This is a genomic window from Vibrio phycocola (assembly GCF_053850235.1).
The window spans coordinates 670,930-695,401 of record NZ_JBSQDJ010000001.1 but is presented as its reverse complement, the minus strand read 5'-3'; the positions used below and the strand labels follow the sequence as shown (position 1 = coordinate 695,401).

Here is a 24,472-nt window from a genome sequence, read left to right as displayed (position 1 = left end):
AGTTTACCCTGTAGGGCAGTTACATACCCCATAACCAAGCGCTAAATATTGTATCGGAAGGATGGTGATGTATCGCTAGAAAGTAGCTCTTCAAAGCGGTCCATATTGAGAGGACTAGAGAAAAGGAAGCCTTGGCCATATTCGCATCCATATTGAGCTAACAAGGCAAGCTGTTGATGTTCTTCTACACCTTCTGCTACCACTTTAATATTTAGATTATTTGCCATACTCACCATCGTTTTACAAAGGGTGTTGCTTGCAATATCTTGATTGAGTTGACTGACAAAACTACGGTCGATTTTAATTATGTCGACGTCAAGTTTCTGCAGGTATGAAAGCGACGAATAACCAACTCCAAAATCGTCGATAGCTATTTCAATCCCCATTTTGTTCAGTGCAAATACTTTATCCAGAGCAGACTGATCATTCTCCATTAATGTGTTTTCGGTAATTTCAACAGCAATGGCATGCTTGCCGAGATTCGCCCGTTTTAGTTTGTAAATAAGATCATCAAACCAGAGGCTATCCTTACGGAATTGCACAGGTGACGCATTGATTGAAATGGTAAAATTAGGATCGTACACTTGACGGAATCGTTTCGCCGCAGCTATAGCCTGATCCGTGATCCAACATCCGATATTGTTCACTAATCCATTATCTTCTGCATGTGGAATGAAATCATCAGGTGAAACTAGTCCTTTTTCTGGGTGATTCCAACGTATTAGGGCTTCCGCTTTTTCAATTCGTCCATTACGAATATTAACTATTGGTTGGAAGAATAACTCGAACTCATCATTTTCGATGGCAGTCCTCAAATCGTATAGCATACGTCTTTTGAGTTGCATTTTGTCAAGCATAGGTTGTTCGAAAAAGCGGTAACAGTTTCTGCCCGCGTCTTTTGCAGCGTACATTGCTAGATCGGCTTTCTTCATGATCGCTTCAACCGTCGTCCCTGAAGTAGGGTAGGAACAGATTCCGATACTTGCTGTTATGTTGACTTCTTCACCAAGAATTTCAAAGGGCATTGATAATGCTTCTCGAGTTTTTTCGGCGATATGAGATATTGCGGTGCGATCGCAAGTTTCGTTTACTAGAAGCGTAAACTCGTCGCCACCTAGGCGGGCGAGTGTATCTTTAGAGCGTAAACTGGCTTTAATTCGATTTGCCGCTGAAATAATGAGCAGGTCACCAGCATCATGCCCCATGGTATCATTGACCTCTTTGAATCCATCCAGGTCGATGAACATTAAAGTGAAAGTATGGTCAATAAAGTCGTTAATTAATTCGCTCATTAACTCAATCAGATAACGCCTATTTGGGAGATCGCATAAAATATCTTTATAGGCTTGATCCTTGAGACGAATATTGGCAACTTTCAATTGTTTTGTTCGTTTTGATACTTGCCATTCTAGTGTTTGGTCTCGTTGCTCAATGGTGGCAAGCATTGAATTGAAGCATCGTGTTAAATCGCCAATTTCATCTTCACGAGAGTGCTCCGCTCGCAGAGAGTAGTTATTACTTTGTGTCACTTGATTAGCAGTAAACGCAAGCCGGCTTATCGGTGTGGTAAAGTGACGGCTGACGGCGACCGATACACCAAAGCTGATAAAAAGGGTTATCCCTAGTATTATGGATATAAAAATCACAAAAAATTGCACATGCTGATCAATTAAACTGTCATCCGCTTGAATGATCAATTCACCGTAATAGGTGCCCTCCATAACAAGAGGAGCACTAATTTGCTTTAATTTTATTTGTGATTGTTGCGGCAGTTCGATGTTCGTTTGAGCAACAAAAATGTCACCATTCGAATCGTGAACTGTTACCTCTACGATACTGGGCTGATCATTTAATGGCTGGATGAGTTCATTGGCAGTGTCTTTGTCATCGAATATCAGAGAGGCAGTCAAATTTGGCGCTAGTATGTCTGCAATAGATTGTAAGCGAAGTGTTTCAGAGCTTTCAGCTGTATTGTATTCATAAACCGAGAAAACAAGAGACGATATCGTGGTTGAAATTACAGCAATCATCATCAAACGTATCGTAAGCTGCGTTTGAAGTGTTTGCTTAATCTTTGGCCATAGTCTTATCATTTCGAGACATCCTCAATAACTCGACCCATTCTCAAAACCTTCGAACTTAATTTAATGCCATTCTCTTCCAATGAATTAGGAGCGACTTCAAAACGAACCTTACCACCAGCAATGAAAAAGTTAATATGGCCACCTTGTTTGATAAAATCTCTCGATTCTCCGACAACCATTGTTCGCTTTAATTGAGAGCTTTGTAGATATTGCTTAGTATTGGGTGTATTTAAACTAATAAATATCGAATGACAATGTGCTTTCTGGAGTGAATCAGGTGTACCGATATAGTCTATTAAAACGGACTTGCTTTTTACTTTATGTTCTTTCAATACGTCAGTTGCTACCTGCTGAAAAACTGGGTCAGTAGTGCAAATTATGTACTGCTTTTCTTTATCGCTATTAAACCATTCTCCCTCACTGTATCGGGCAAAATTGTAGATAAATCCGGCTTTTAGCGCTTTTTCGCGATCATCGGCACGCGAAAACCCTGGCAACAGTGTTACCAGTAATAGGATCATGAACAGCGCGCGTCTTAACATGCTTTACTTAGCCGATTAAAATGTGAGTAGTAATTTTGCTGTAACTGTTGGTTCGATGTAACTTGGAATCGTAAACGTCATATTGGTGTCAGCATATTCTATATACGAATTATTTAATAAGTTATTCGCCGACAATCCAATCATAATTTGTTGTGACATCAGCCAATTCCAATTTAAGTCTAACGCATAAAAATCGTCGGTTTCATAGGCTTCGCCATCTTCGTAACGCAAAACACTATAAATCATATGATTATCATTAATTCGTGCTGAGGTCTTAAATAGCCATTGTCTAATTATCGAATCGTTACTCAGAGTAGCAACGTTACTGTTCGGCAGGGTATAATCGATTGATATATAAGAGTATCCGAGCTCAGACTTGATATTGTCGGTAAACTGCTTAGTCAGCACAAGCTCACCGCCGTAAGTTTCAAGCTCAACATCGGTGATGAAGGTTTGATTCACGTAGGCATTGTTTATGTAGTCGAGTAGTGCAGTAGGATCATTTATAGCTAAACCAACAAACACGTCTGCTAACGAGTAACTCGAATCAGAGTCAAATGACGATTCTAGTGCGGTAACATTATTTGAATTGGTATGAAACAAAGAAATATCTGCCGTCCAGTCAGTGCTGTTGTAGCGATAACCGATTTCTTTGGACACCGATGTTTCAGCCTCGACATCTTCATTGCCTTTAAGCATTTGCGTCACATACATATCTTCATATGCACTTAGGCTTGGGTCAAGTTCTGAGACAGAGACTCCTCCCACTGTGATATCGGCACTATATTCGATCAATGATGGAATTCTTACGCCTCGAGAAACAGACCCCCAAAGTGTATGACGAGAGTCTGGCGTCCAGACCAACCTTGCCATCGGTTGATGTTCCCAACCTGTCATTTCATTGTGTTCGGATTTATTGCCAATAATGAACTTCAATTCGTCAGGTGACAATTCAAACTGTGCTTGGATAAATGCACCATATTGTTCCATTTTATATGAGTCGTTTTCTATGGCTACATAGTCAGTTTCGGAAAGCTCAAGATCCGCATAGCGATAGTTGATACCCCAGTCAAACTGAATTGAATTCATTAATGCGTTGCGCTGATAATCAATATCGAGAGTGTTGTTGTTCTCTTGGTAATACATGTTTTTGCTTGTCGTACCCGTGTAAGCCACCTGCAACATTTGACTGGTATCTCGATCGACGGAATGGTCTACTCGAGACATTAACGAATAATTTCGACGATTATCTTCATCGGTAATAGGGGTATTGATATGCGTTGTAGCATCTGGAACTCGGATACTACTGCCAATGTCTTGTTCTTGATATTGACTCTGTACCAATAAGAAAAGGTCATCTCGCAAGTTGAGATCGAGCCTTCCCATAATGCTTTCTGATTCACTGTAATCATTAGTACCTATATCATATTTATAAGCGTCATCTGATTCGCTCATCTTGCGAGATTGAGCAGATAGTCGAAATGAACCTAGGTTGTCTAAGTCATTGCCATAGCGCACAACTAAATCATGATCGATTTTGCTACCTGTAGCGGCATATACTTTTGTACCACGAGTATCTTCACTATGCTTCGTTATTATATTGACGACGCCATTGGTTGCGTTACTTCCCCACAGTAAACTACCTTGGCCACGAATAACTTCTATTCTATCAATATCGAATAGAGATAAATTTAGCGACTGCCAATTTACTCCTGCATGGATAGGGTCATACACACTTAGGCCATCAACCAATACAAGCAGTTTACTAGAGTAGACTCCTGCGCTTGAACGGATACTGACAGCCCAAACATTATTGTCGATCTGGCGAACCTGCATCCCTGGTACAAGTTTCAATGCTTGAGGTATGGAATCTGCTCCAGCGCTTATAATATCATCAACGGATAACACATAAACGGAGGCAGCCGTTTCACGAGCGGATTGCAGTCGTTTCATGGCGGAAGAAAGTTGTACATCCGAGCCCATAAGGGATTCCATGTCAAGTGCATCGAAGTCGAGGTCACTGGCTAAAGCGAATGTGGGTGCTAAGGTAGTAATTAAAGCTATTCGACAGAAATGGTTCATAAATATTCCTCAAGATAACATTCATCTCGGCTTTATCCGATCGACTCTTGATATAAATTCACGTTATAAATCAACTATAGTCAACGTTTTTAAATTTTAATACTGTCAAGATTATGGACAATTACATGTCAACTTATTGACTATTTTAACGTTAAGTAAATACTAAAAACTATATTATAGAGGATGAATCTAGACCTTGTTGATATTTATTAATTTACTTAGATTTAATTTAAAAACTAAAGCTAAGTAAATAGGAATAGTAGTAGTGATTCGAGATGAATTTTGTTTTAACTGGTTGTATTTGAATGATAACTACTTGGATTTTTTCGAAGAGGTAAATGAGTGGTTATATATGTTACACTAATTAACATATATAATGATTATAAATAATATCTAATATATTTTATATGAAGTATTGAATGATAGTATTTCTGTAAATATCGACCATAAACATATTATATGAAAATATTTGTATTATATCTAAGCTCTTATATATGTGTTTAGTTGACCAATTATAACAATTAAAACTAGGATAAGATTCTATATTCCCCTCTATTAACTAATTCTCATTCTCTATATATTATTCTATCAATACATTGTCAAAATTGTTGATTTGTCCCTCAAATGTTCACAATGTTCAAACTTTACCCGTATGTTACCAATTTATCACTTTGAGTTGACGCTACGGTGCATTATTTAAAGTTAATATAACAACTTTCCAATATTCTCATTTTTGATAATTGTTGATTTTGCCCATTAATTCATATGGTTATTGGGGTATTTTAGGTGGTTGCCTATGTTAACATGTGGTTATAAGAAGTGAGCCATGGTAAATAAGTGCGGTGTTAGTAAACTACTGGCAAAGCTAAACCAATCATTCAAAAAAAAGGTAGATACAGGATGTCTCTGCAACTTAAAGTCGTCTCAGGTGAAGACGTTTCTTATTTAAAGTTAAGCGAAATTCATATGGTATATTACGCACAACCGGGTGCTGTATATACATTAGTTGATGCCGAAGGCAATGTTGTTACCGAGGATCTTGAACTCAGACATCATCTCGACAAGCTAGAAATTATTCATGAGGACGCTCCTGTGGCGGTACTCGAAGATTTTTACGCTCCTTCAGAACAACCTGCTGCATATGCATTTGAAGAGGTTGGTGAGTCGAATGTCGATGATCTACAAGATAACTCTGCAATATCCGGTGGTGATGTCGGTGCTGAGCCGGGCGTAGTGTGGAACTCCGAGATAGCATCTCTTAATGAGAACGTTGCTACTACCGATCTAGGATTAGAATCTAGCGTTGTGGCAGAGCCAGTTATTGCTTCGGATTATGACACTTCAACATCGGATGATGTGAGCTTCTCGCTCACAGAAAACACTAATGTTTTATATACGACCCTCGGCGTGGTTGGCGCCGCTGGTGTTGCTGCGCTTGCTTCTGGTGGCGGTAGTGGTGGCGGTGATTCTGGTAGTCCAGCGGATTCAGGCAACTCAGCTGGATCGAATTCGGACACATCTGCTCCGGTATTTACCAGTGGTTCTTCGGCGACTGCAATTAATGAAAACAGTGGAAGTGGGCAAGCTGTTTACCGGGCAGTAGCAAACGATGAAGGAAGTGTTACCTATAGTCTTTCGAACACAGATAACGGTGCATTTAGCATTAACGGTTCATCAGGTGTGGTAACTCTAACTCAAAACCCAGATTATGAAACTCAATCAAGTTATTCATTTACGGTCACGGTAACGGATTCAGAAGGTAACTCATCGACCCAAAACGTAAATTTGGCGATCAATGATATTGATGATACACCACCTGTCATCACCAGTGGTGCAACAGCAACCGCAATCGATGAAAACAGTGGCAGTGGCCAAGTCGTTTATACCGCGACAGCAACAGATGCTAATAGCGTCGGCTATAGCATTTCAGGTTCGGATGCAAGTTTGTTTAGTTTAGATAGTAATACAGGAGTGGTAACCCTTAAAGCAAACCCTGATTATGAAACTCAATCAAGCTATTCGTTTACGATTCAGGCGAGTGATTCATTAGGAAATGTAACTCTGCAAGATGTTACGTTGGCGATTAACGATGTTGTTGAAATTGATCCTAGCGTAGTAGTTTTTGATCTTACTTCAGGTGAGTCGTCAGATCACAGCGGACAAAGTTTTGATGCTAACACGTCGTATTCTATTTATATTGTCGCAGATTCTGATACGAGTTCACTGTCATTAACCGATGATGCGAAGTGGGACGATGCGCAAAACCTTGGGGCTGATGATTCTTTTGTTTTGGTAGGAATCAATGGTGTAACGGCCAGCTTTGGTTCTGTGTCAACGTACCTTTGGTATGGCAGCCCTATAGTATTTGCTGATGTGCATGGCACTTTTTCTATTGGTCCAACTGCAGTTGCTGACTTATGGAACGGCACGGTAGCAAACTCAAATATTAATCAGAGTAATTTATTAAGTTTGCCTACTAGTGTTTCTGTATAGCTCGTTATAGATAATAAAAGTGTATTAAAGAGGTAGTAGATGTCTTTCCAGCTTCAAGTTGTAGTTGATGGCCAAGTTTCATTTTTAAAACTGAGCCAAATTCATATGGTGTATCAAACCCAGCCAGGGGCAATGTATACGTTAGTGGATAAAAATGGTGACGTCATTCTAGATAAATTGGAACTCAGACATCACCTAGATCGCTTAGAAGTCATCTATGATCAAGACCCAATTGCTGTACTTGAAAGTTTTTATTCTGCTACTAATAATCCCGCAATGTATTCCTTAGATGGTACGGTTGGAGTCAATGGAAGCAGTCAAGGACAGAGAGCGATAATTTCAGGAGGCGGAAAGTCTGAGCCAGGTTTAGTTTGGAGCTATGAAACAGATGCGCTAATGCTTGTTGAGGACACGCAAGATAGTGTTGAAGACGTTATATTAGAAAGCACTTCAAATGATGAAGCCAGCTCTGCACCACATACAGAAGAAGTTGCTGCTGTATCTGTAATTGAAGAGCTAAACGCCAAACAAGAAGATCAAGTTGACCAATTTGAATTTTATGAAGAAGAATCTGGTAATGGTATTTTATATACAACTCTAGGTACTTTGGGGGCTGTTGGTGTTGCTGCTTTGGCTTCTAGTGGAGGTGATAGTTCAAGTAATTCAGCGCCTGCAGCTTTACGTATTACTAGTGATAGCTCTGCATCAGTAGAAGAGAATATCGGTGGTGGTCAGGTTGTGTATACGGCAGTCGCAAACGATAATGGCAGCGTCAACTACAGTCTGTCCGGTATAGATGCAAATAGTTTTACTATTGATGGAATTACGGGAGAGGTTACTCTTATTGAGAATCCCGATTTTGAAACTAAGAGTTCTTATTCATTTGATGTTAGCGCTGCTGATGTTGATGGTAATGTCGCTAGTCAGTCGGTTTCTTTATCTATAGAGGATGTTCAGTATCAAGTATCAATAGAGTTTGACCTAATCAGTGGTACTTCATCCGATGATAATGGACGAATATTTGATCTGGATACCGAATATACTATTACGGTTACCACTGATGGTTCATCAAATTTCAATACTAACCTGATGTGGAGCAGCGCCGAGAACCTATCGAATGATGATATTGTCATTCTTAACCATAGTAATATCACTATAAACCGTGGAACTAACACTGAGATAATAAACGGAACTGATACTACCCAATTCTATAGCTGGATTGCTATCGGATCGGGTGGTGGGACAAATTTCGAAACTGTATCTCTTTACCATAATGGTGCTTTTAATCAAGGATCGAGCTCAGTAGACTTATGGAATGGAACAGCGGCTTCTCTCAGTTTCCAAACGGCCTAATTCTTCACCTATCTATCTTGGTTATTTCTTACATCCTTCATTTATACGACTATTTGATTGTTTTATGAATTAGTCAAATAGTCGTTCCTCTGTCAATTCTCTGACATTGATTTTACTCATTTCGCCTATTCTTATTTTTAAGACTTCCATTAAAAATGATTTAATAACAATATCTTAGCTTTATATATTGTAGGTTTTTTGGGTTTTCTCAAAATCTGCTCAGTGGCAAATATGAATTTTGTTTGTAGAATGTTGCATAAGTTAGATTAATTGATAGTAGGTAGCGGTATGTCTCTACAGCTTAAAGTTGTATCCAATGGTCAGGTTTCCTTTTTGCGATTAAGCGAAATTCATATGGTGTACTATGCCCAACCTGGCGCCATTTACACTTTGGTTGACAGTAATGGAAATTCGGTTGTTGAAGACTTAGAACTTAGACACTACCGCGATAAGCTTGAAATTATTCATGATGAACGACCTGTAGCTATCTTGGAAGATTTCTACACGGCAATGGACCAACCTGCAGTATATTCATTTGACGGGGATTTTGAGCCATCTAGCGGATCAGAAGAATTAGATGGGACATTAGTTGCTGGTGGCGATATAGGCTCAGAACCTGGCGTGGTTTGGAATTCTGAAATTGATTCTCTTGATCTAGATTCTGGTGTAGAAGAGTTAACTGAGCTTGAATCTACTACAGCCTTTCTAACGGAACCAGAATTGGGTGACGGCGTCACTAATGAGACTTTGGATGAAGTAACTCAAGATTCTTATACTGGTCTTGAAGGTTTAACGGACACCGGAGTTACAACTACTGATTCAGATTTCGTAAGCATATCTGATGAGGAACCAACTAATGGCTTTGCTATTGAATCAGGTAATTCTGATTCAGGCGGAAATAGCCTTTTATACACAACCCTTGGTGTACTCGGAGCAGCCGGTGTCGCGGGTCTAGCTGGTGGAAGCGATAGTGGGAGCGGCGGTGGTGGTTCATCCGCTGTTACGTCAGTTAGCGTATCAGCATTTGCCGGTGAGTTTATTTCTACTGTCGGTGTTACTGTATATGATGAATTTGGAAACGTTTTAGCTAGCCAAAACGTGGACATGAGTAATGGTAGCGTTTCATTAACATTAGGTTCAAGCTATTCCGGCCCAGTATTGGTCGTAATATCAGATATTAATGGGACCGACGCTGATTATATCGACGAAACTAGTGGAGTAGGTACTAGTCTTTCTACTACGTTAAGTGCGATGACAACAGTTTCTGGAAACTCCGTCGAAGTTAGTGTTACTCCTCTGACAGAGCTTGCAGTACAAAAAGCTGGGATCGATCTCAATAACATTTCTGTATCTAGTGAAGATATTGCTGTCAATGAGGCGATTGGTTCTCTATTCGGTGTTACAGATATTACTGGTAATGTCGTTACCGTTTTAGAAGACGGCTATATCGATGGAAATACAGATGCTGAGCTGTATGGTGAAGTCTTGGCGATGCTTTCTGGTGCTGATACTAATACTGGAAGCCTTTCACAAACAATCAACCAGTTATCTAATGAAATCACTATTAGCTCAAGTGGCGCTGCGTCGATAACTCAAACAGGGACTGCAATACTTGAAAATGGGGCGGATACCTTTGAAATAAGTGATGACAGTGGAATTGATTTGGGTGGTCTTATTGATACCGTTGATCCTGTAATCACAAGTGGTTCAAATGCCAAGACGCTTGCTGAAAATAGTGGTGCAGGACAAGTGGTGTATATAATAGCGGCGACAGACGACAGTGCGTTAACTTATTCATTATCAGGAGCAGATTCAGACGCGTTTAGCTTAAATAGCTCAACAGGGGAAGTAGCACTGATTGCAGACCCAGACTTTGAATCCCAGACTCGTTATACATTTACAATTATCGCAACGGATAGTTACGGAAACGACACTAGTAAAAATGTAAACCTTGAAATTACAGATGTGGATGAAGATGCGCCTTCTATAAATAGTCCTAGCTCTGTTTCCGTTGATGAGAATAGTGGAGCAAATCAAGTTGTATATGAAGTTGAAGCAACGGATCAAGGCAGTGGTAAATTAACCTTTAGTTTTAGTAACGTTGACTCAGATTTAAGTGTTGATTCTTCAACAGGTAAAGTTACGCTAACGATTAACCCCAATGCTGAGGCTAAGCCTAACTACCAATTTACGGTAACAGTGACTGATGTAGAAGGTAATTTTTCAAGTGACGTTGTAACTGTTTCAGTGAATGATCTTGATGAAAGTGATCCTGAAATTACGAGTGGTACGGTAGCGGCTACAATCAATGAGAATAGTGGTAATGGTCAGGTGGTTTATACTGTTACAGCTGCTGATACAGCGGACATCGATGATAGTGCTAGCACCAGCTCATCTTTAACTTATAGCTTATCCGGTGCAGACAAGAGCTTCTTTAGCATTAATAGCTCAACAGGTCAGGTTACATTAAAGGCTTCTCCTGATTATGAAACAAAGCAGAGTTATTCGTTTACCGTTGTAGCGACAGATAAAGCAGGTAACTCTGATACAGAGAATGTTACTTTGAACATAAAGGATGTCGATGATACCAATCCAGTTTTCACAAGCTCAAACTCTGTTTCAGTTAATGAAAATGTTGATGCGGGTACATTAGTTTACACTGCCGTTGCCACCGACCAAAATTCCGTAACTTATAGCCTTACCGGTTCCGATGCAAATAGCTTTAATATTGATAGTTCAACTGGCAAGGTGACGCTTAAAGCTTCTCCTGATTATGAAGCAAAGTCGAGTTACTCGTTTACCGTTAAGGCAACTGATGCAAACGGGAATTCATCGGATAAACCAGTTACTTTATCGATAAACAATCTTGATGACACCGCACCGGTATTCACCAGTTCTAACGTTGCTTCGATAGAAGAAGGCAGTGGCAGTAATCAGGTGGTTTACACTGCAATAGCAACTGACGATAGTAGCGTAACGTATAGTTTGTCAGGAGCTGATAAAGACAGTTTCACCATAAACAGTTCGAATGGTAAGGTTTCGATAAAGGATAACCCAAATTTCGATAGTCAATCGAGTTATAACTTCACTGTTGTTGCAACTGACACAGCAGGCAATGATACCAATCAAAATGTAACATTGTCTGTTATAGACATAGACACTTCGGCCCCAGTTTTTTCGAGTGGTGCCATTGCAAATGCTATTGATGAGAACAGTGGTAGCGGCCAGGTAGTATATACAGCCGCTGCGGCAGATGATAGCAGTGTCACATATAGTATTTCTGGAGTGGACGCGGGCTCATTTAGCATTAACAGTACAACAGGGGCTGTGACATTAAATGTCGATCCAGATTTTGAGTCGAAGCCAAGCTACTCGTTTACCGTGACTGCAACGGATTCATCTTTGAATTCATCAACTCAAAATGTCACGTTAGCGGTTAATGATGTCGCCGATACAGATGTATCTGCTCCCGTATTTTCAAGTGGTGCCGTCGCAAGTCCAATTAATGAGAACAGCGGTAGCGGACAGGTGGTATACACAGCTACTGCGACAGATGATAGCAGTGTCACATATAGTATTTCAGGGGCGGACGCGGGCTCATTTATCATTAACAGTACAACAGGGGCTGTGACATTAAATGTCGATCCAGATTTTGAGTCGAAACCAAGCTACTCGTTTACCGTGACTGCAACAGATTCATCTTTGAATTCATCAACTCAAGATGTCACGTTAGCGGTTAATGATGTCGCTGACACAGATGTATCTGCTCCAGTATTTTCAAGTAGTGCCGTTGCAAGTGCTATTGATGAGAATAGTGGAAGTGGTCAAGTGGTATACACCGCTGCAGCTGTTGATGATAGCAGTGTCACATACGGTATTTCAGGAGCGGACGCGGGTTCGTTTAGTATTAACGAATCAACGGGGGCAGTTACATTGAATGTCGACCCAGATTTCGAGTCTCAATCAAGCTACTCGTTTACCGTGACTGCAACGGATTCATTTTCGAACTCATCAACTCAAGATGTCACGTTAGCGGTTAATGATCTTAATGAAAACAGTACAGCGACTGTGGTATTTGACTTAGCAACGGGTGACTCTACGGGCAATGGTGGATCATTCGATGCTAATACAACTTACTCTATCTATGTTGTTGCTGGTGATTATGATGGAACTGCAGTCGAGCAATGGACACAACCCAATAATTTAGGGAATGATGACTCTATAACTTTTGTTAGTGGAACTGAGACATGGGATAGCGATATATCAAGTCTTATTAACACAGGAGCGGTTGAGTGGACATCACAAGTTAGTAATATTAATCAAGTTTATCTTTGGGATGGGTCGATTGCTAACATTACCAATGGGTCTCAACTGCCAGTAGCGATAAACTATACAAACTCATTGCCAACGAGTGCTGCACTACCTGTATAACGCCCACTAAAATCAGACAAATTCTACTATTGTTCTAGGGATGTTAATTACAATAGTAGTTTGTCCTTTCTAAGATAGATCTAATCTCTCTAATAAAAAATATAAAAGGAGTGTTCCTTTATTTTACTATTGCGACAGACGTAATATGTATTGATCCTCCTATCAACACATTTAATTATATGAAATCCGCTTGAAAACCTAGGCTTCCTTTCTACATTGTAATTAATAGAGCAATTTTTCTATAAGGTAGCTAAGAGTAGACTTATAGTAATTGAGTTATATATCCGTTCTTGTTCGATTTCAGCTGTTTTAATTATTACTACATACCGTGATATCTTTGCTACTATACTGAAAATTTACATTAACTCTCAGGAGGTTATGGTGTCCATAATTGCCAGTCTGCGTCGTTTGGTTGATCTGCAACAATTTAGTGAATTAGCTCAGGCTGCGGAAAGGTATTTAGCGGAAACTAATGACCAGCAAGCGTTGCCATTACTTGCATTAGCACACGCTAACCTAGGTGCACGAGCCGAAAGTATCCGTTTATGTCAACGCTTGGAAGATCAACTTGAGCAATTAGATAGTGAGGCTCGAATCGATCTTGCCGGTGTGTATTGTGTACTACAGCGCGTTGATGATGCATTGTCACTACTTCAAAAAACACAAGAAGCTCTTCCTGAAAACGCTCTATTACAAGCTCGTCTTGCTTGGTGTTATATGGCTAAGGGTGAACCACATCAGGCTCTCGAATTTTGCCGAAGATCAGTGAAGCTAGCGCCTCATCGCTTGCCGGTGTGGAATGCGTTGATTGGTCTTTATCTTAGAGAGAAAGATTTCTACAATGCCCAACAAAGTTTAGACAAGGCCATTGATCAGTTTGGCCACCAATATGATGATCTGTCCGAATCGGTCCAAGATTTCTTTAGTGCTCAACTTCGCCAATTGCAATTAGAGCTCTGGGTTGCGACAGAGAACCAAGTACAAGCAGAAGAGTGGCTTGAACAGCGTAGGGATGATATTGAAGAGAATGATTGGACTCAATTAACGGCGGGTTATGCGGCTTTGTTGGCAAGTCACGATAAACACGATGCGGCCATTGATGCATTAAATTCGGCGTTAAAGCATTATCCTCAAAGTCTTAATTTAATTTCTCAGCAAGCTGAGCTGGCTCAGGTTTTGGGACGTCATTTGCAGTCAGCCCAGTTACTGCGCCGAGCGATTCGCTTTGCAAAAGAGCAAGATAAACAGCAAGTCATTTTGTGGGTTCGTTTATCGGCCGTATGTTTGACCGGTATGCCAGAACGTGCACGTAAAGCCGCAGAACAGGCTATTGAGCAAGCACAAGCATTACAAGAAGACCAACAAACGTCATCTTTAATGATCACGCAGCTTCAAGTTCAAGCTAAAAACGCACTCGCTCAAGTTGAAAGTCAGGAGCAAAATTATGATTTGGCTGAGACCCTCTTTAATCAGATATTAGACGATAACCGTTACTTTTTACCTGCACTTTCTGGCTTAGGTCAGTTGCAAATGCAGTGCGGAAATATAGATGCTGCAATTGAACTGTTTGAGCGCATTAAAGAGATCGATCCTGCCAAAGGATATTCTTCACTTATTAACGCACGACGCTTTCCAGACGATGTGGAAACGTTGAATCGTATGGAAAAGGTTGCCCGTCAACCTGGATTAGAAGGTAGCGTAAAAAGTGGGTTGTTATTACAAATAGCGTCAGCTTATGAAAAACGAAAAGATTATGACAAAGCGTTCGAGCTCGCAGTAGAAGGGAATGACGTTAATAAAGCTCGGCTGAATTATGATCCAAAAGCGCATCGCAATCAGTGTGCTCGTATTCGTGCTCGCTTTAGTAAGGCGCTATTTCAGCATCGTAAAGAGTGTGGTAGCGATTCTTCGCTTCCGGTATTTGTTTTAGGTATGCCTCGTTCAGGTACCACATTAGTCGAACAGATTATTTCTGGTCATAGCAAGATATTTGGAGCTGGAGAGCTAGGTGTGATCCCCGCTCGGAAACAGGGGTTAGAACGCTGGGAACGTCATGTAGGCTCCGGTCGAACTTACCCTGATTGTGTCGACGATATTTCACCTTATTTAGCGAAGAAAATCAGTGATAGCATTATTACGGAACTTAAAGAACTCGCGGCGGAGGATAAACCCGACGCGATCCATGTGGTCGACAAGTTACCACACAACTTTGAACATGTTGGTTTGATTAAATTTCTCTTCCCTAATGCAAAAATCATTTCGGTTCGCCGTGACCCAAGAGATATCGCAATCTCTAACTATTTTACCGATTATCAAGCCAAATTCGGAGGTATGGGGTTTGCGTATGACTTAACTTGGATTGGAGAGCAACTTGCCGATCATAATTTGTTAATGCATCACTGGAATCAAGTATTTCCCGGAGAGATTCTGGAACTCAACTATGAAGATGTAGTCGAAGACCTAGAGGGAAGTGCGCGTACAATGCTCAAATATATTGGGGTAGAGTGGGAAGATCAGGTACTTGGTTTTAATGAGTTAGATAGGCCAGTGAAAACAGCGAGTGTATGGCAAGTACGTCAGCCGATTTACAAAACATCTAAAGCCAAATGGAAACATTACCAACGTTACCTCAAACCACTTATTAAGGGAACCAATGCCAAAATCGTGCCGGATCCTATCACCGATATGTTGACCCTCCCTGAACCAGGTTTTCTACAAGATGGTGTTGCTCTTTTTCGAGATAACAAGCTTGATGAAGCCGAAATGAGTTTGAAGAAAATGCTGCATCATAATCCAGAACATGCCGCTGCGAACTATATGGTGGGGTTAATTTACTGCCGTAAAGGTCATATCGCAAACGGTATTGAGTTGCTTGAGAAAGCTCTCGACACTTGCCCTTGGCAAAAAGATTGGCGCGATAACTTAATTTTGGCTTATGAAGAAATTGGAGAGCATGAAAAGGCAGCCTTATTGAGAACTAAAGTGAATCGAACGTTGGTGGATGAAGATTTGGACGAAGATTGACATAGGTAGAATGTGGAAAGGGTAACCTTTATGAGTGGGAAATTTGAGTTAATCAGGTTTTAAGCTCATCATTATTAAAATGTCGTTATGGCAATCATGTTATGATTTGCTGTGTAGTATAGTTCTGGCTAATGGTTGGTATTTACGTGTTAAAGCGATTTAGTTTGGTCACATCGGTAGTTGTATTCATGTCGTTATCTATAACGCCTTTACCTTCAGTCGCCGAAGAGTCTGTGATGTTATCGTCACCGAACGATGTAAATGTTGGATTAATAGGGGCACTGAAAGCCACCTTAGAACATAATCCAGCGGTTAAAGGACAAAACACTCAGCTTGCTATTCAAGACAGTCAAATTGACGCCGCGAAGGCGGGGCGTTACCCATCGCTAAATGGCTCAATTACAACTCAAGGTGATAATGCGAGCTTTATCGAAGTTGCTCAACCCTTATGGGCCTTTGGCAAAATCGATGCGACAATTGAGGCAGCTAAATCCAATTATACGTTGGAAGAGCAGGCGTTGTTGCAGGTTAAACGCGAATTGATGGAAAGCACTGCCACAGCGTACACACAAGTATTGAGTGCTCGATATAAATTGGATGTTTCTACACGTAATGTCGAAACGTATCAACAGCTATTTGGTAAGATCAAGCGACGGCATCGTGGCCAGTTAGCGTCCTATGCCGATGTTAACTTGGCAGAATCACGCTTGCTGCAGGCAACGGCCGACAAATTCGGTTATGAAGCCGAGTTACAATCCGCACTCAATGAACTAAACACACTAACTCGTGTGGAAACTACTGCTGAGCTGGCGATTGACTCCGCTCTTTTACAACTCCCATCTTCAGAGCGTTTGAAACAACTCACATTAGAAAACAGCTCAGATATTGCTCATGCCGCACAGCTAATTGAATTGGCAAAAAGTCAGCATCAGCAAAAAAAGAGTGCTCTTTTTCCGACGGTTTCGTTAAAAGTGCAGCAGTATCTAAACGACTATTATGACAATGAAACACGTGTTGGACTGGTTGTCGAAGGCTCATTGGAAGGCATGGGTGCCGCGGGTTTGAGTCAAGCTCAAGGAGCTGAAATGGGAATTGTTGCGGCCGAGTACGAATACGATAGTGTCAGAAATGAAGTCGAACGCGAAACTCAGAACTTATTCTTAAATGCATCTTTGCAACAGCAGTTACGAGAATCACAGCTAAAGTCGGTGGCATCGCTCGAGAAAACGATGTCTTCATTTTTACGTCAGTATGAAACCAGCCGTAAAACTTGGGTGGAGGTACTGAATCAACAACGAGAATTGACGACGATGCGGTATTCGTTAATCGAGACAGATCAGCAATTTTCAGCGCTGACACTTAAACTTGCAATTATGGCTGGTCAATTGGATCGGTTGACTGGAGTAACTCGATGAACGATACAACGCAAAACCCGTCTTCATTATTGCCGATACCAAATCAGCCCTTAAAAGCGTTACTTGAGCGCCTCAATGTAAGTGTAAAGCAAGGAGCGTTAAATAACGCTATTAAGTCCGTTGATGAGGAGTTAACAGGGTCACCATTGTTGACGCGTCTTGGCGCAATATTTCAAAAATTGAAATTGCGTGGCGTACAGCCAATGGAACTAAATTGGCACCGTTTTGACCAACGACGCCTACCTGCACTGTTATGGCTCGACAATCAATGGCTGGTGGCTGAACGTGAAGACGGCAAAATTCTATTGTCCGATGAAAATGGCCAACGGATTGACCTTGAAGAAGAGATGCTTCAATCGGCGAAAGTTCTGTGGCTTAAAACACCGGATATGGGAAAAAGTTCAGCAGAAGGCGCCTCAAAAGGTAAACGTGCCTCGGCAATGGTGTGGCAAGAACTGTTTCGAACCAAGGGTTGGCTACGAGATGTTGTGATAGCAACATTAATGATCAATTTGCTTGCAGTGGCGACGTCGATTTTTGCGATGCAAGTTTATGACCGCGTAGTACCAACGTTAGCGTATGCGACTTTGTGGACACTTGTCAGTGGAATGGGGATCGTGATTCTCATCGACTGGTTTTTAAAGCAAGCCCGAAATCGAATACTCGACAGTTTATCGTGTAACGTCGACCGTAATTTATCACAGCGAGTGTTCGAACATGTAATGCACTTACGTCTAGATACTAGACCACAAAGTCTTGGGACATTAGCAGCTCAAGTTGGCGGGTTAGATTCAGTTCGACAATTCTTTTCTTCTGGGGTTATTTTCGCCTTGGTCGATATGCCATTTGCCTTAGTATTTATCATTTTTATCAGTTTTATCGGCGGGCCTATAGCGTGGGTATATGTGGCGCTACTCCCGGTAGCGCTGTTGATCGGACTGTTTGCTCAGGCTCGTTTACGCTCCTTAGCAAAAGAAAGAATGATTCGAAGTAACGAACGACAAGGTTTGCTCGTTGATGTAATACGTGGATCGGAATCGATACGAGCGAGTGGCGCAAGTTGGCGTTTCTCAGATCAATGGAAGGATATTACTCGTTCTATTTCTGGCTACAACATTACTCAGAAAGACATCAGTAATCGGACAATCAATGTTGTTGGAAGCTTATCATCATTAGCGTATGTTGCAGCAATTGTCGTTGGGGTTGGACAGATAGAAAGCGGTAACCTTAGTATGGGCGCATTGATCGGTTGTAGTATTTTGGGTGGGCGTGTTATTGGGCCAATTGCACGAAGTGTTCAAATTATCTCTCAATGGCAAGGCGTGTCTCAAGCGCTTACTATGGTAGACGGACTGCTTGATTTAAGTACAGAACGTGAACCAGAGCAATCCTTGTTGGTGCCAGAAAAAGCACCAGATGCGATTGCTCTACGCGACGTGAGTTTTTCATTTCCTGAATCACCAGTGCTGCAATTAAATATTCCTCAATTAGATTTTAAAGCGGGTGATCGAGTACTTCTTGTTGGTGCGATCGGCAGCGGTAAATCAACGTTATTAAAAGTGTTAGCAGGCTTATATCGTCCGACTGAAGGAAGTGTCAAACTTGGCAATGCGGAGTTATGGGAAATAGACCCAGCGGTCGTGAGCGACCAAGTGGGTTATCTTCCACAAAATGTGCACTTGTTTAAAGGGACGTTACGTTCGAACCTCGCGCTCTCCGGGGCTGTCAGTGATTCCGAGTTACTGCGAGTATGTGAAACTCTTGGTATCGATAGAATTGCATCAGCTAGCCCTCGCAATATGGACTTACCCATTAGCGAAGGTGGCGAAGGATTATCTGGTGGTCAGAAACAAATAGTTGGGCTAGGTCGTGTCTTTTTAGGACAACCTAAAGTGTGGCTCCTTGATGAACCCACTGCATCACTCGATTACGAGAGTGACGAACAGGTGTTGAATGCAATCAACTCAAAAGTAAAACCGGATGATATTTTAATTATTTCTACTCATCGCACTGGTATCGCTTCGAGAATGGCGAACCGAATAATCGCTCTTGAACAAGGTAAAGTAGTTGAAGATGGAAGCCCAGATATTGTAATGGCTAAGTTAATGTCTCGCCGAGGTCAGGGAACGAATAAAACAATGAACTCGAGCTCTAAACCAGTCGTAACAAATGGAGGGCGAAATCGTGTTATTTAGTCGATTTTTTGATGACCCAGAAGCCGTGCAATTGCGAAGAGCAGAACGCTTAAGTAAAAAACATAATAGTGCTTACTCGCTTGTTTTGTTTATTTTATTCATTGGGTTTTGTGGGTTTATTGCTTGGGCGAATGTCTTTCGTATTGATCAAGTTGCCCGTGCAAGTGGAGAAGTGATCGCAAGCAGTCGCGTACAAGTGATAAAGGCGGTTGACGGTGGTGTGTTACAGGTTTTGAACGTACGCGAGGGTGATCGAGTTGAAAAAGGTGATGTGTTAGCACGATTAGATGAAACTCGCTTTGCGGCGTCAGTTGAAGAAATTAAAGCATTATTATTTGCACAAAAGGCGAAAACGGTACGATTGAGAGCCGAAGTGACTGGTCAAGAAACCTTGGAGTTTCCTGAAGACCTAAATAATTATCAGGAAATTTTAACGGTTGAGCGGGCGCTATTTAACCAGCGCCGCCAAGGGCTTCTTGATGAAATCAAGGTCTACGAAGACGGTATTGCGTTGGCTAAAGAAGAAGTTAACTTAATGAAAGGATTAAAGCGGCATGGTGATGTTAACCGTAGTGAAGAGATTCGAGCAGAGCGTGCGTTAAACGAACTTGAGTCTAAACTGGTCTCTCGCAAAAACCGTTATCTTGAAGAAGCGAGCGAAGAGCTTACCAAATCTGAAGATTCCATCGCTCAGAATGAACAAGTACTGATGCAACGCCAGCAACAATTGGATGACAGCGTGTTTGTTGCGATGGTGCCTGGGATAGTAAAAAACATTCAAGTTACAACAATTGGTGGGGTGTTGCGTTCCGGTGAAGAGCTGATGCAAATCATTCCAATTGATGACGAATTAATCATTGAAGCCAAAGTGAGTCCACTTGATATTGCGTTGGTGAGAAAAGATCTTGAAGCCATGGTTCGTTTTGACCCATTTGATTACACTATTTTTGGTGGAGTGATTGGCAATGTGGTTTATGTCAGTCCCGATACGTTAAAAGAACAAACCTCTAATGGTGATGAAATTTTTTATCGTGTGCATATCTCCATTCCAACAACGCCTGTTACGACGACTACAGGTAAGGAACTGGAGATTCTGCCAGGGATGACAACGCAAGTTGATATTCGTATTGGTGATCGTACGTTATACGACTATCTGTTGAAACCATTGCGTAAAACACTTTCTGAGTCGCTAGGTGAACGGTAATGGTTTCGTAGTAACAGAACAAGAAGACATTGGTCTATGGTCGGAGCCTCCAATCAGCAATATGCAGATTGGAGGCTTTTGGGTTTTGATAGATTAAAAAAGCGTTTACTTTAAACATCTAAGGCGTTTAAAAAGCTTGGAACTTGGTAGGAATACAGTGGCCGGGCAAAGTAATACCCCTGAATAATGTCACCACCTAATCCGAGTAAGAAATCAAACTCACCGACCGTTTCAACACCTTCTGCGACTATCGTAAGATTTAGACTTTTTGCCATCGTAATAATTGCGGAAATTATTTTCGCATTGTCTCGGTTTGTTGTGCAATCGTGGACAAAAGAACGATCAATTTTAAGGGTATCAACTGGCATGTTTTGTAAGCAACTGAGCGATGCATAGCCAGTTCCAAAATCATCAATAGCAATACTTAAGCCGTAGTCTGATAATTTTTGTAAGATGACTCGAGCTTTCTCCTCATTATCGATTACTGCGCTTTCTGTAACCTCTATCGTTAAATATTTTGGATCGATTCCTGACTTCTCAATCAGTGAAATAAACTCAGATGCAAGTTTTGGGTTTCTGAATTGTTTCGTAGAGACGTTTACTGAACACTTTAAAAATATACCTGCATCTTGCCACTCACGTTGTTGCTGACATACCGCATTAAATACCCAAAAACCAATTTGTTCGATTAATCCCACTTCTTCCGCGATAGGAATGAATTCGGCCGGGCCTACAACAACCAGATTGCCATCATCTTCCGGCTCATTTAAACGAATTAAGGCTTCGAATCCGGTGATTTCTTTGGATATCGAATGGACCAATGGTTGGAATTGGAGTTGAAAATTATTCTCTCTTAGAGCACGGTGAAGTAAGTTACGAATTAAAACCGTTCGTTGGAGCTTTTCTTCAATTTCAGGTTTGTAGAAGGCGAAGCGATTCTTACCATTTTGTTTAACTTGATACATCGCTTTGTCAGCGTTGATTAATAATGACTCTGCCGATTGGCCATTCTCCGGGAATATTGAAATGCCAATACTCGCGGTAACAAATATTGACTGGTCGTATATCTGAATCGGACTCGATAAAATGTCGATCATTTTTGTAGCGACGAGTTGCGCCGTGGAATTATCATTAATATTTGGCATAATGAAGACAAATTCATCACCACCAAAGCGAGTCAAAATATCATATTCACGGGTACATTTTTCAAATAGATAGGTGACCTTTCGTAATAAGATATCACCAGCGTTATGACCCATTGAATCGTTGATTAATTTGAATCCGTCTAGGTCGATAAATAATACCGCAAATTTACTTTGGCTATATCGTGACTGTAGCACGACCTCATTGAGCTTAATGTTGCATGACGTTCGATTTGGTAAATTGGTCAAAGGGTCATAATAAGCCAACTGTTTTATATGAGCTTCGTGTGCTTTTATGTCTGAAATATCTTTATAGGCACCTCGGTATCCAACTATGCGATCGAGTTTTATTATTGGTTTACCTGTGGCAAGTAGTACCTTGCGACATCCGCTTTTACTTATGTAACATTTCTCATAACTCACCAAATCGTTATCCCCGGCCATTGAATTCATTAATTCAGAAACATATAAAGGATTTGGGTGTTCTAATAGGTTAACAAGCGGCGTTCCGACAATCATATCAGATTGATATCCCAAGACACTTTCTACGCCATCAGAACAATAGGTAAAGATTCCTTGGGTATCAATTTCCCAAAGCCAGTCGGACGCGCTATGAGCAATGTCACTGAATTTCTTCTCGGCTTCACGCAAATTCTCGACATGTAATTGATTTTTGATGGCGGAGGAGAATAGGGTAAGCAGCCCTTCATATATCACTCCTTTTCGTTCACCAAGGCTAAAAACACAAAACCCGAGAAACTCTTCTTGAAAAGAAAGTGGCATTACTAATAGAGAAAATACGTCACCATAGGGTTCGATTTCTGATGGCAACAACTGCATTGGGTTATAGGAAGATGTTACTACGTCTAAGCAATGATTATCTCTTAATGCCATAATATTACGAACTAAACTTTGTGGTTTATCTAAATCTTCAAATATACTAATGTAGTAATCCGTAATATTTAATCCATCAGCTAACAATAAGCTTATTTCTTCTAGGTTAAATTGAGAATTAAGTTGAATTCCAATTTCTCGCATCACACCTACGTATTTATCAGATTCAAAATTCCTATATCGTGAGGCTTTTTCATTATATGATTGAACTACATTTAATATGTCGGATGCTAACTGTGCCTCAATGTGATTATTATTCTGAGAAATCCTCTCCATAATAAAGTGATGAATACAAAGTGATAACTTAGTCCATAAATATAACTCTTTTGTCTTAAATGAATGACTCAATTTGTCTTTTAGATAAATGATTAATTCATTTGAGTTAGTAGAATTTATATCATTAATAAATAAAGAGAGTAGATGTTGAGATATGTCTTTATCGAGTGTAGAGCGAATCTCAGGTAGGGTGTTGGATATTATTTGATTGAGCAAGGTATGAAAATTAGATAATGATAATGTTTGGTCGACTACTTGTGGTAAGGAAACCAAATCATAGTCAGATCCTTTGCAACCACAAGAGTGTCGAATTTTTAGTGAAGTAGGGAGCACCAAATTGTCTTTAAATGGATGCCCTTCAATGGCTGCGATCAAACGTTCAGCAGCGTGCCATCCTAGTTCATAAGTTGGTTCGACAATACTGGTTAGTGATGGCTCTGTGAATAAGCTGTCGTCACTGCCCATTGACCCTGTAACGATGACATCTTCTGGTACTCGTATACCAAGTTGTTTTAATGCAGTGAGTGTCGTACGAGCTAGATTATCGGTACCAGCGACAATCGCTTGTGGCCATAAGTGTCTTTCTCTATTGAATAAGTTTGCGAGTCCGGGAATATCTGCGTGTAATAGCGTGTCACTGGTGATAGTAAACTCTTCGTCAAAGCTTAATCCATGAGCTTCTATTGCTTCAATTAACATCTGTTTTTTTACAATTGTAGAGCGATGTATTCCTGTCGCTCCAGCATACGCAAATCGTTCTACGTTGTGTTGTACTTTAAGATGAGCAACCAACTCCCACATCCCTTGGCGTGAGCTATATCCTACGTCCATATACTCTGGCAGATAACTGGCGACAGTAACTATTGGGATGTCAGAAAATTGTTTGAGGAACTGAACTTGCTCATCTTCAGGTATAAACCTGCTTAGTGAGCCCATCGGAACAACAATGCCATCGACTAACGACGTGTCTATAAGCTCAAAAATACGATGGCGTGACATATTAATCGGTGAAGGTTTAGAAAATGCAGCCCCAGAAAAACAAATCACGTTATATCGATGTTGCTTTGCATAATCCGACGCACCGAATATTACCCCTTCAGAAAAAGGTGTAGCCATCATATTTGTCATAACTGCGATGGTGGGTCGATTGTTTCTTAGGTTGGGCATACCCATCGTGTTGTACCGTGAAATTAATAAAATAATAATACAATAACAATAAACTTATTGCATAATTGCTGCAATGATAGAAATAGGAAATCAAACGGTGGTCGTTATAAAGAATGTCTTACTAGTGAGAAATTACGCTAGTTATAAAATTAGCATTAGTGGATGAGTAT

At 40.8% G+C, this 24,472-nt stretch carries 11 protein-coding genes; 7 read left to right on the top strand and 4 right to left on the bottom strand.

The features are described from left to right. Positions 1–41: 41 nt before the first annotated feature. From ACWU4D_RS03130 to ACWU4D_RS03120, 3 genes are read right to left on the bottom strand one after another with little or no spacing between them, the layout of a single operon-like run. Complete coding sequence (locus ACWU4D_RS03130; protein ID WP_456049916.1) at positions 42–2,093, bottom strand: EAL domain-containing protein; 2,052 nt, start codon at positions 2,091–2,093, stop codon at positions 42–44. Further along, the gene (locus ACWU4D_RS03125; RefSeq protein WP_456049915.1) at positions 2,090–2,605 is read right to left on the bottom strand and encodes a YfiR family protein; all 516 of its coding nucleotides are present in this window, start codon (positions 2,603–2,605) and stop codon (positions 2,090–2,092) included. The genes ACWU4D_RS03130 and ACWU4D_RS03125 overlap by 4 nt, the downstream gene beginning before the upstream one ends. A gap of 36 nt (positions 2,606–2,641) precedes the next feature. Beyond that, positions 2,642–4,708, bottom strand: a complete 2,067-nt coding sequence (locus tag ACWU4D_RS03120; RefSeq protein ID WP_456049914.1) for a TonB-dependent receptor plug domain-containing protein — start codon at positions 4,706–4,708, stop codon at positions 2,642–2,644. Positions 4,709–5,608: 900 nt separating this feature from the next. On the opposite strand from ACWU4D_RS03120, the gene ACWU4D_RS03115 reads away from it, so the two are divergent. From ACWU4D_RS03115 to ACWU4D_RS03085, 7 genes are all read left to right on the top strand, one after another. Beyond that, complete coding sequence (locus ACWU4D_RS03115; RefSeq protein ID WP_456049913.1) at positions 5,609–7,201, top strand: cadherin repeat domain-containing protein; 1,593 nt, start codon at positions 5,609–5,611, stop codon at positions 7,199–7,201. Positions 7,202–7,240: 39 nt separating this feature from the next. Beyond that, complete coding sequence (locus tag ACWU4D_RS03110) at positions 7,241–8,554, top strand: cadherin repeat domain-containing protein (protein WP_456049912.1); 1,314 nt, start codon at positions 7,241–7,243, stop codon at positions 8,552–8,554. 288 nt (positions 8,555–8,842) lie between these two features. Next, positions 8,843–12,985, top strand: a complete 4,143-nt coding sequence (locus tag ACWU4D_RS03105; protein WP_456049911.1) for a beta strand repeat-containing protein — start codon at positions 8,843–8,845, stop codon at positions 12,983–12,985. Positions 12,986–13,363: 378 nt separating this feature from the next. Continuing rightward, a complete protein-coding gene (locus ACWU4D_RS03100; RefSeq protein ID WP_456049910.1) occupies positions 13,364–16,009 on the top strand; it encodes a sulfotransferase in 2,646 nt (881 codons plus the stop codon). A gap of 188 nt (positions 16,010–16,197) precedes the next feature. Then, positions 16,198–17,424: a TolC family protein gene (locus tag ACWU4D_RS03095; RefSeq protein ID WP_456049909.1), complete on the top strand. Its 1,227-nt coding sequence runs from the start codon at positions 16,198–16,200 to the stop codon at positions 17,422–17,424. Next, positions 17,421–19,619: an ATP-binding cassette domain-containing protein gene (locus tag ACWU4D_RS03090; protein ID WP_456049908.1), complete on the top strand. Its 2,199-nt coding sequence runs from the start codon at positions 17,421–17,423 to the stop codon at positions 19,617–19,619. Before ACWU4D_RS03095 ends, ACWU4D_RS03090 begins: the two co-directional genes overlap by 4 nt. Next, on the top strand, positions 19,609–20,823 hold the full coding sequence (locus ACWU4D_RS03085; protein ID WP_456049907.1) for an HlyD family efflux transporter periplasmic adaptor subunit: 1,215 nt from the start codon (positions 19,609–19,611) through the stop codon (positions 20,821–20,823). The genes ACWU4D_RS03090 and ACWU4D_RS03085 overlap by 11 nt, the downstream gene beginning before the upstream one ends. 110 nt (positions 20,824–20,933) lie before the next feature. Here ACWU4D_RS03085 and ACWU4D_RS03080 read toward each other — a convergent pair whose 3' ends face one another. After that, the gene (locus tag ACWU4D_RS03080) at positions 20,934–24,308 is read right to left on the bottom strand and encodes an EAL domain-containing protein (protein ID WP_456049906.1); all 3,375 of its coding nucleotides are present in this window, start codon (positions 24,306–24,308) and stop codon (positions 20,934–20,936) included. Positions 24,309–24,472 lie beyond the last annotated feature (164 nt).

Excerpts from the sequence above, each read along its gene's own strand:
- ACWU4D_RS03100 (WP_456049910.1), top strand. The coding sequence starts at position 13,364 with ATGGTGTCCATAATTGCCAGTCTGCGTCGTTTGGTTGATCTGCAACAA.
- ACWU4D_RS03090 (WP_456049908.1), top strand. The coding sequence starts at position 17,421 with ATGAACGATACAACGCAAAACCCGTCTTCATTATTGCCGATACCAAAT.
- ACWU4D_RS03105 (WP_456049911.1), top strand. The coding sequence starts at position 8,843 with ATGTCTCTACAGCTTAAAGTTGTATCCAATGGTCAGGTTTCCTTTTTG.
- ACWU4D_RS03130 (WP_456049916.1), bottom strand. The coding sequence starts at position 2,093 with ATGATAAGACTATGGCCAAAGATTAAGCAAACACTTCAAACGCAGCTT.
- ACWU4D_RS03095 (WP_456049909.1), top strand. The coding sequence starts at position 16,198 with ATGTCGTTATCTATAACGCCTTTACCTTCAGTCGCCGAAGAGTCTGTG.
- ACWU4D_RS03120 (WP_456049914.1), bottom strand. The coding sequence starts at position 4,708 with ATGAACCATTTCTGTCGAATAGCTTTAATTACTACCTTAGCACCCACA.
- ACWU4D_RS03115 (WP_456049913.1), top strand. The coding sequence starts at position 5,609 with ATGTCTCTGCAACTTAAAGTCGTCTCAGGTGAAGACGTTTCTTATTTA.
- ACWU4D_RS03110 (WP_456049912.1), top strand. The coding sequence starts at position 7,241 with ATGTCTTTCCAGCTTCAAGTTGTAGTTGATGGCCAAGTTTCATTTTTA.
- ACWU4D_RS03125 (WP_456049915.1), bottom strand. The coding sequence starts at position 2,605 with ATGATCCTATTACTGGTAACACTGTTGCCAGGGTTTTCGCGTGCCGAT.
- ACWU4D_RS03080 (WP_456049906.1), bottom strand. The coding sequence starts at position 24,308 with ATGGGTATGCCCAACCTAAGAAACAATCGACCCACCATCGCAGTTATG.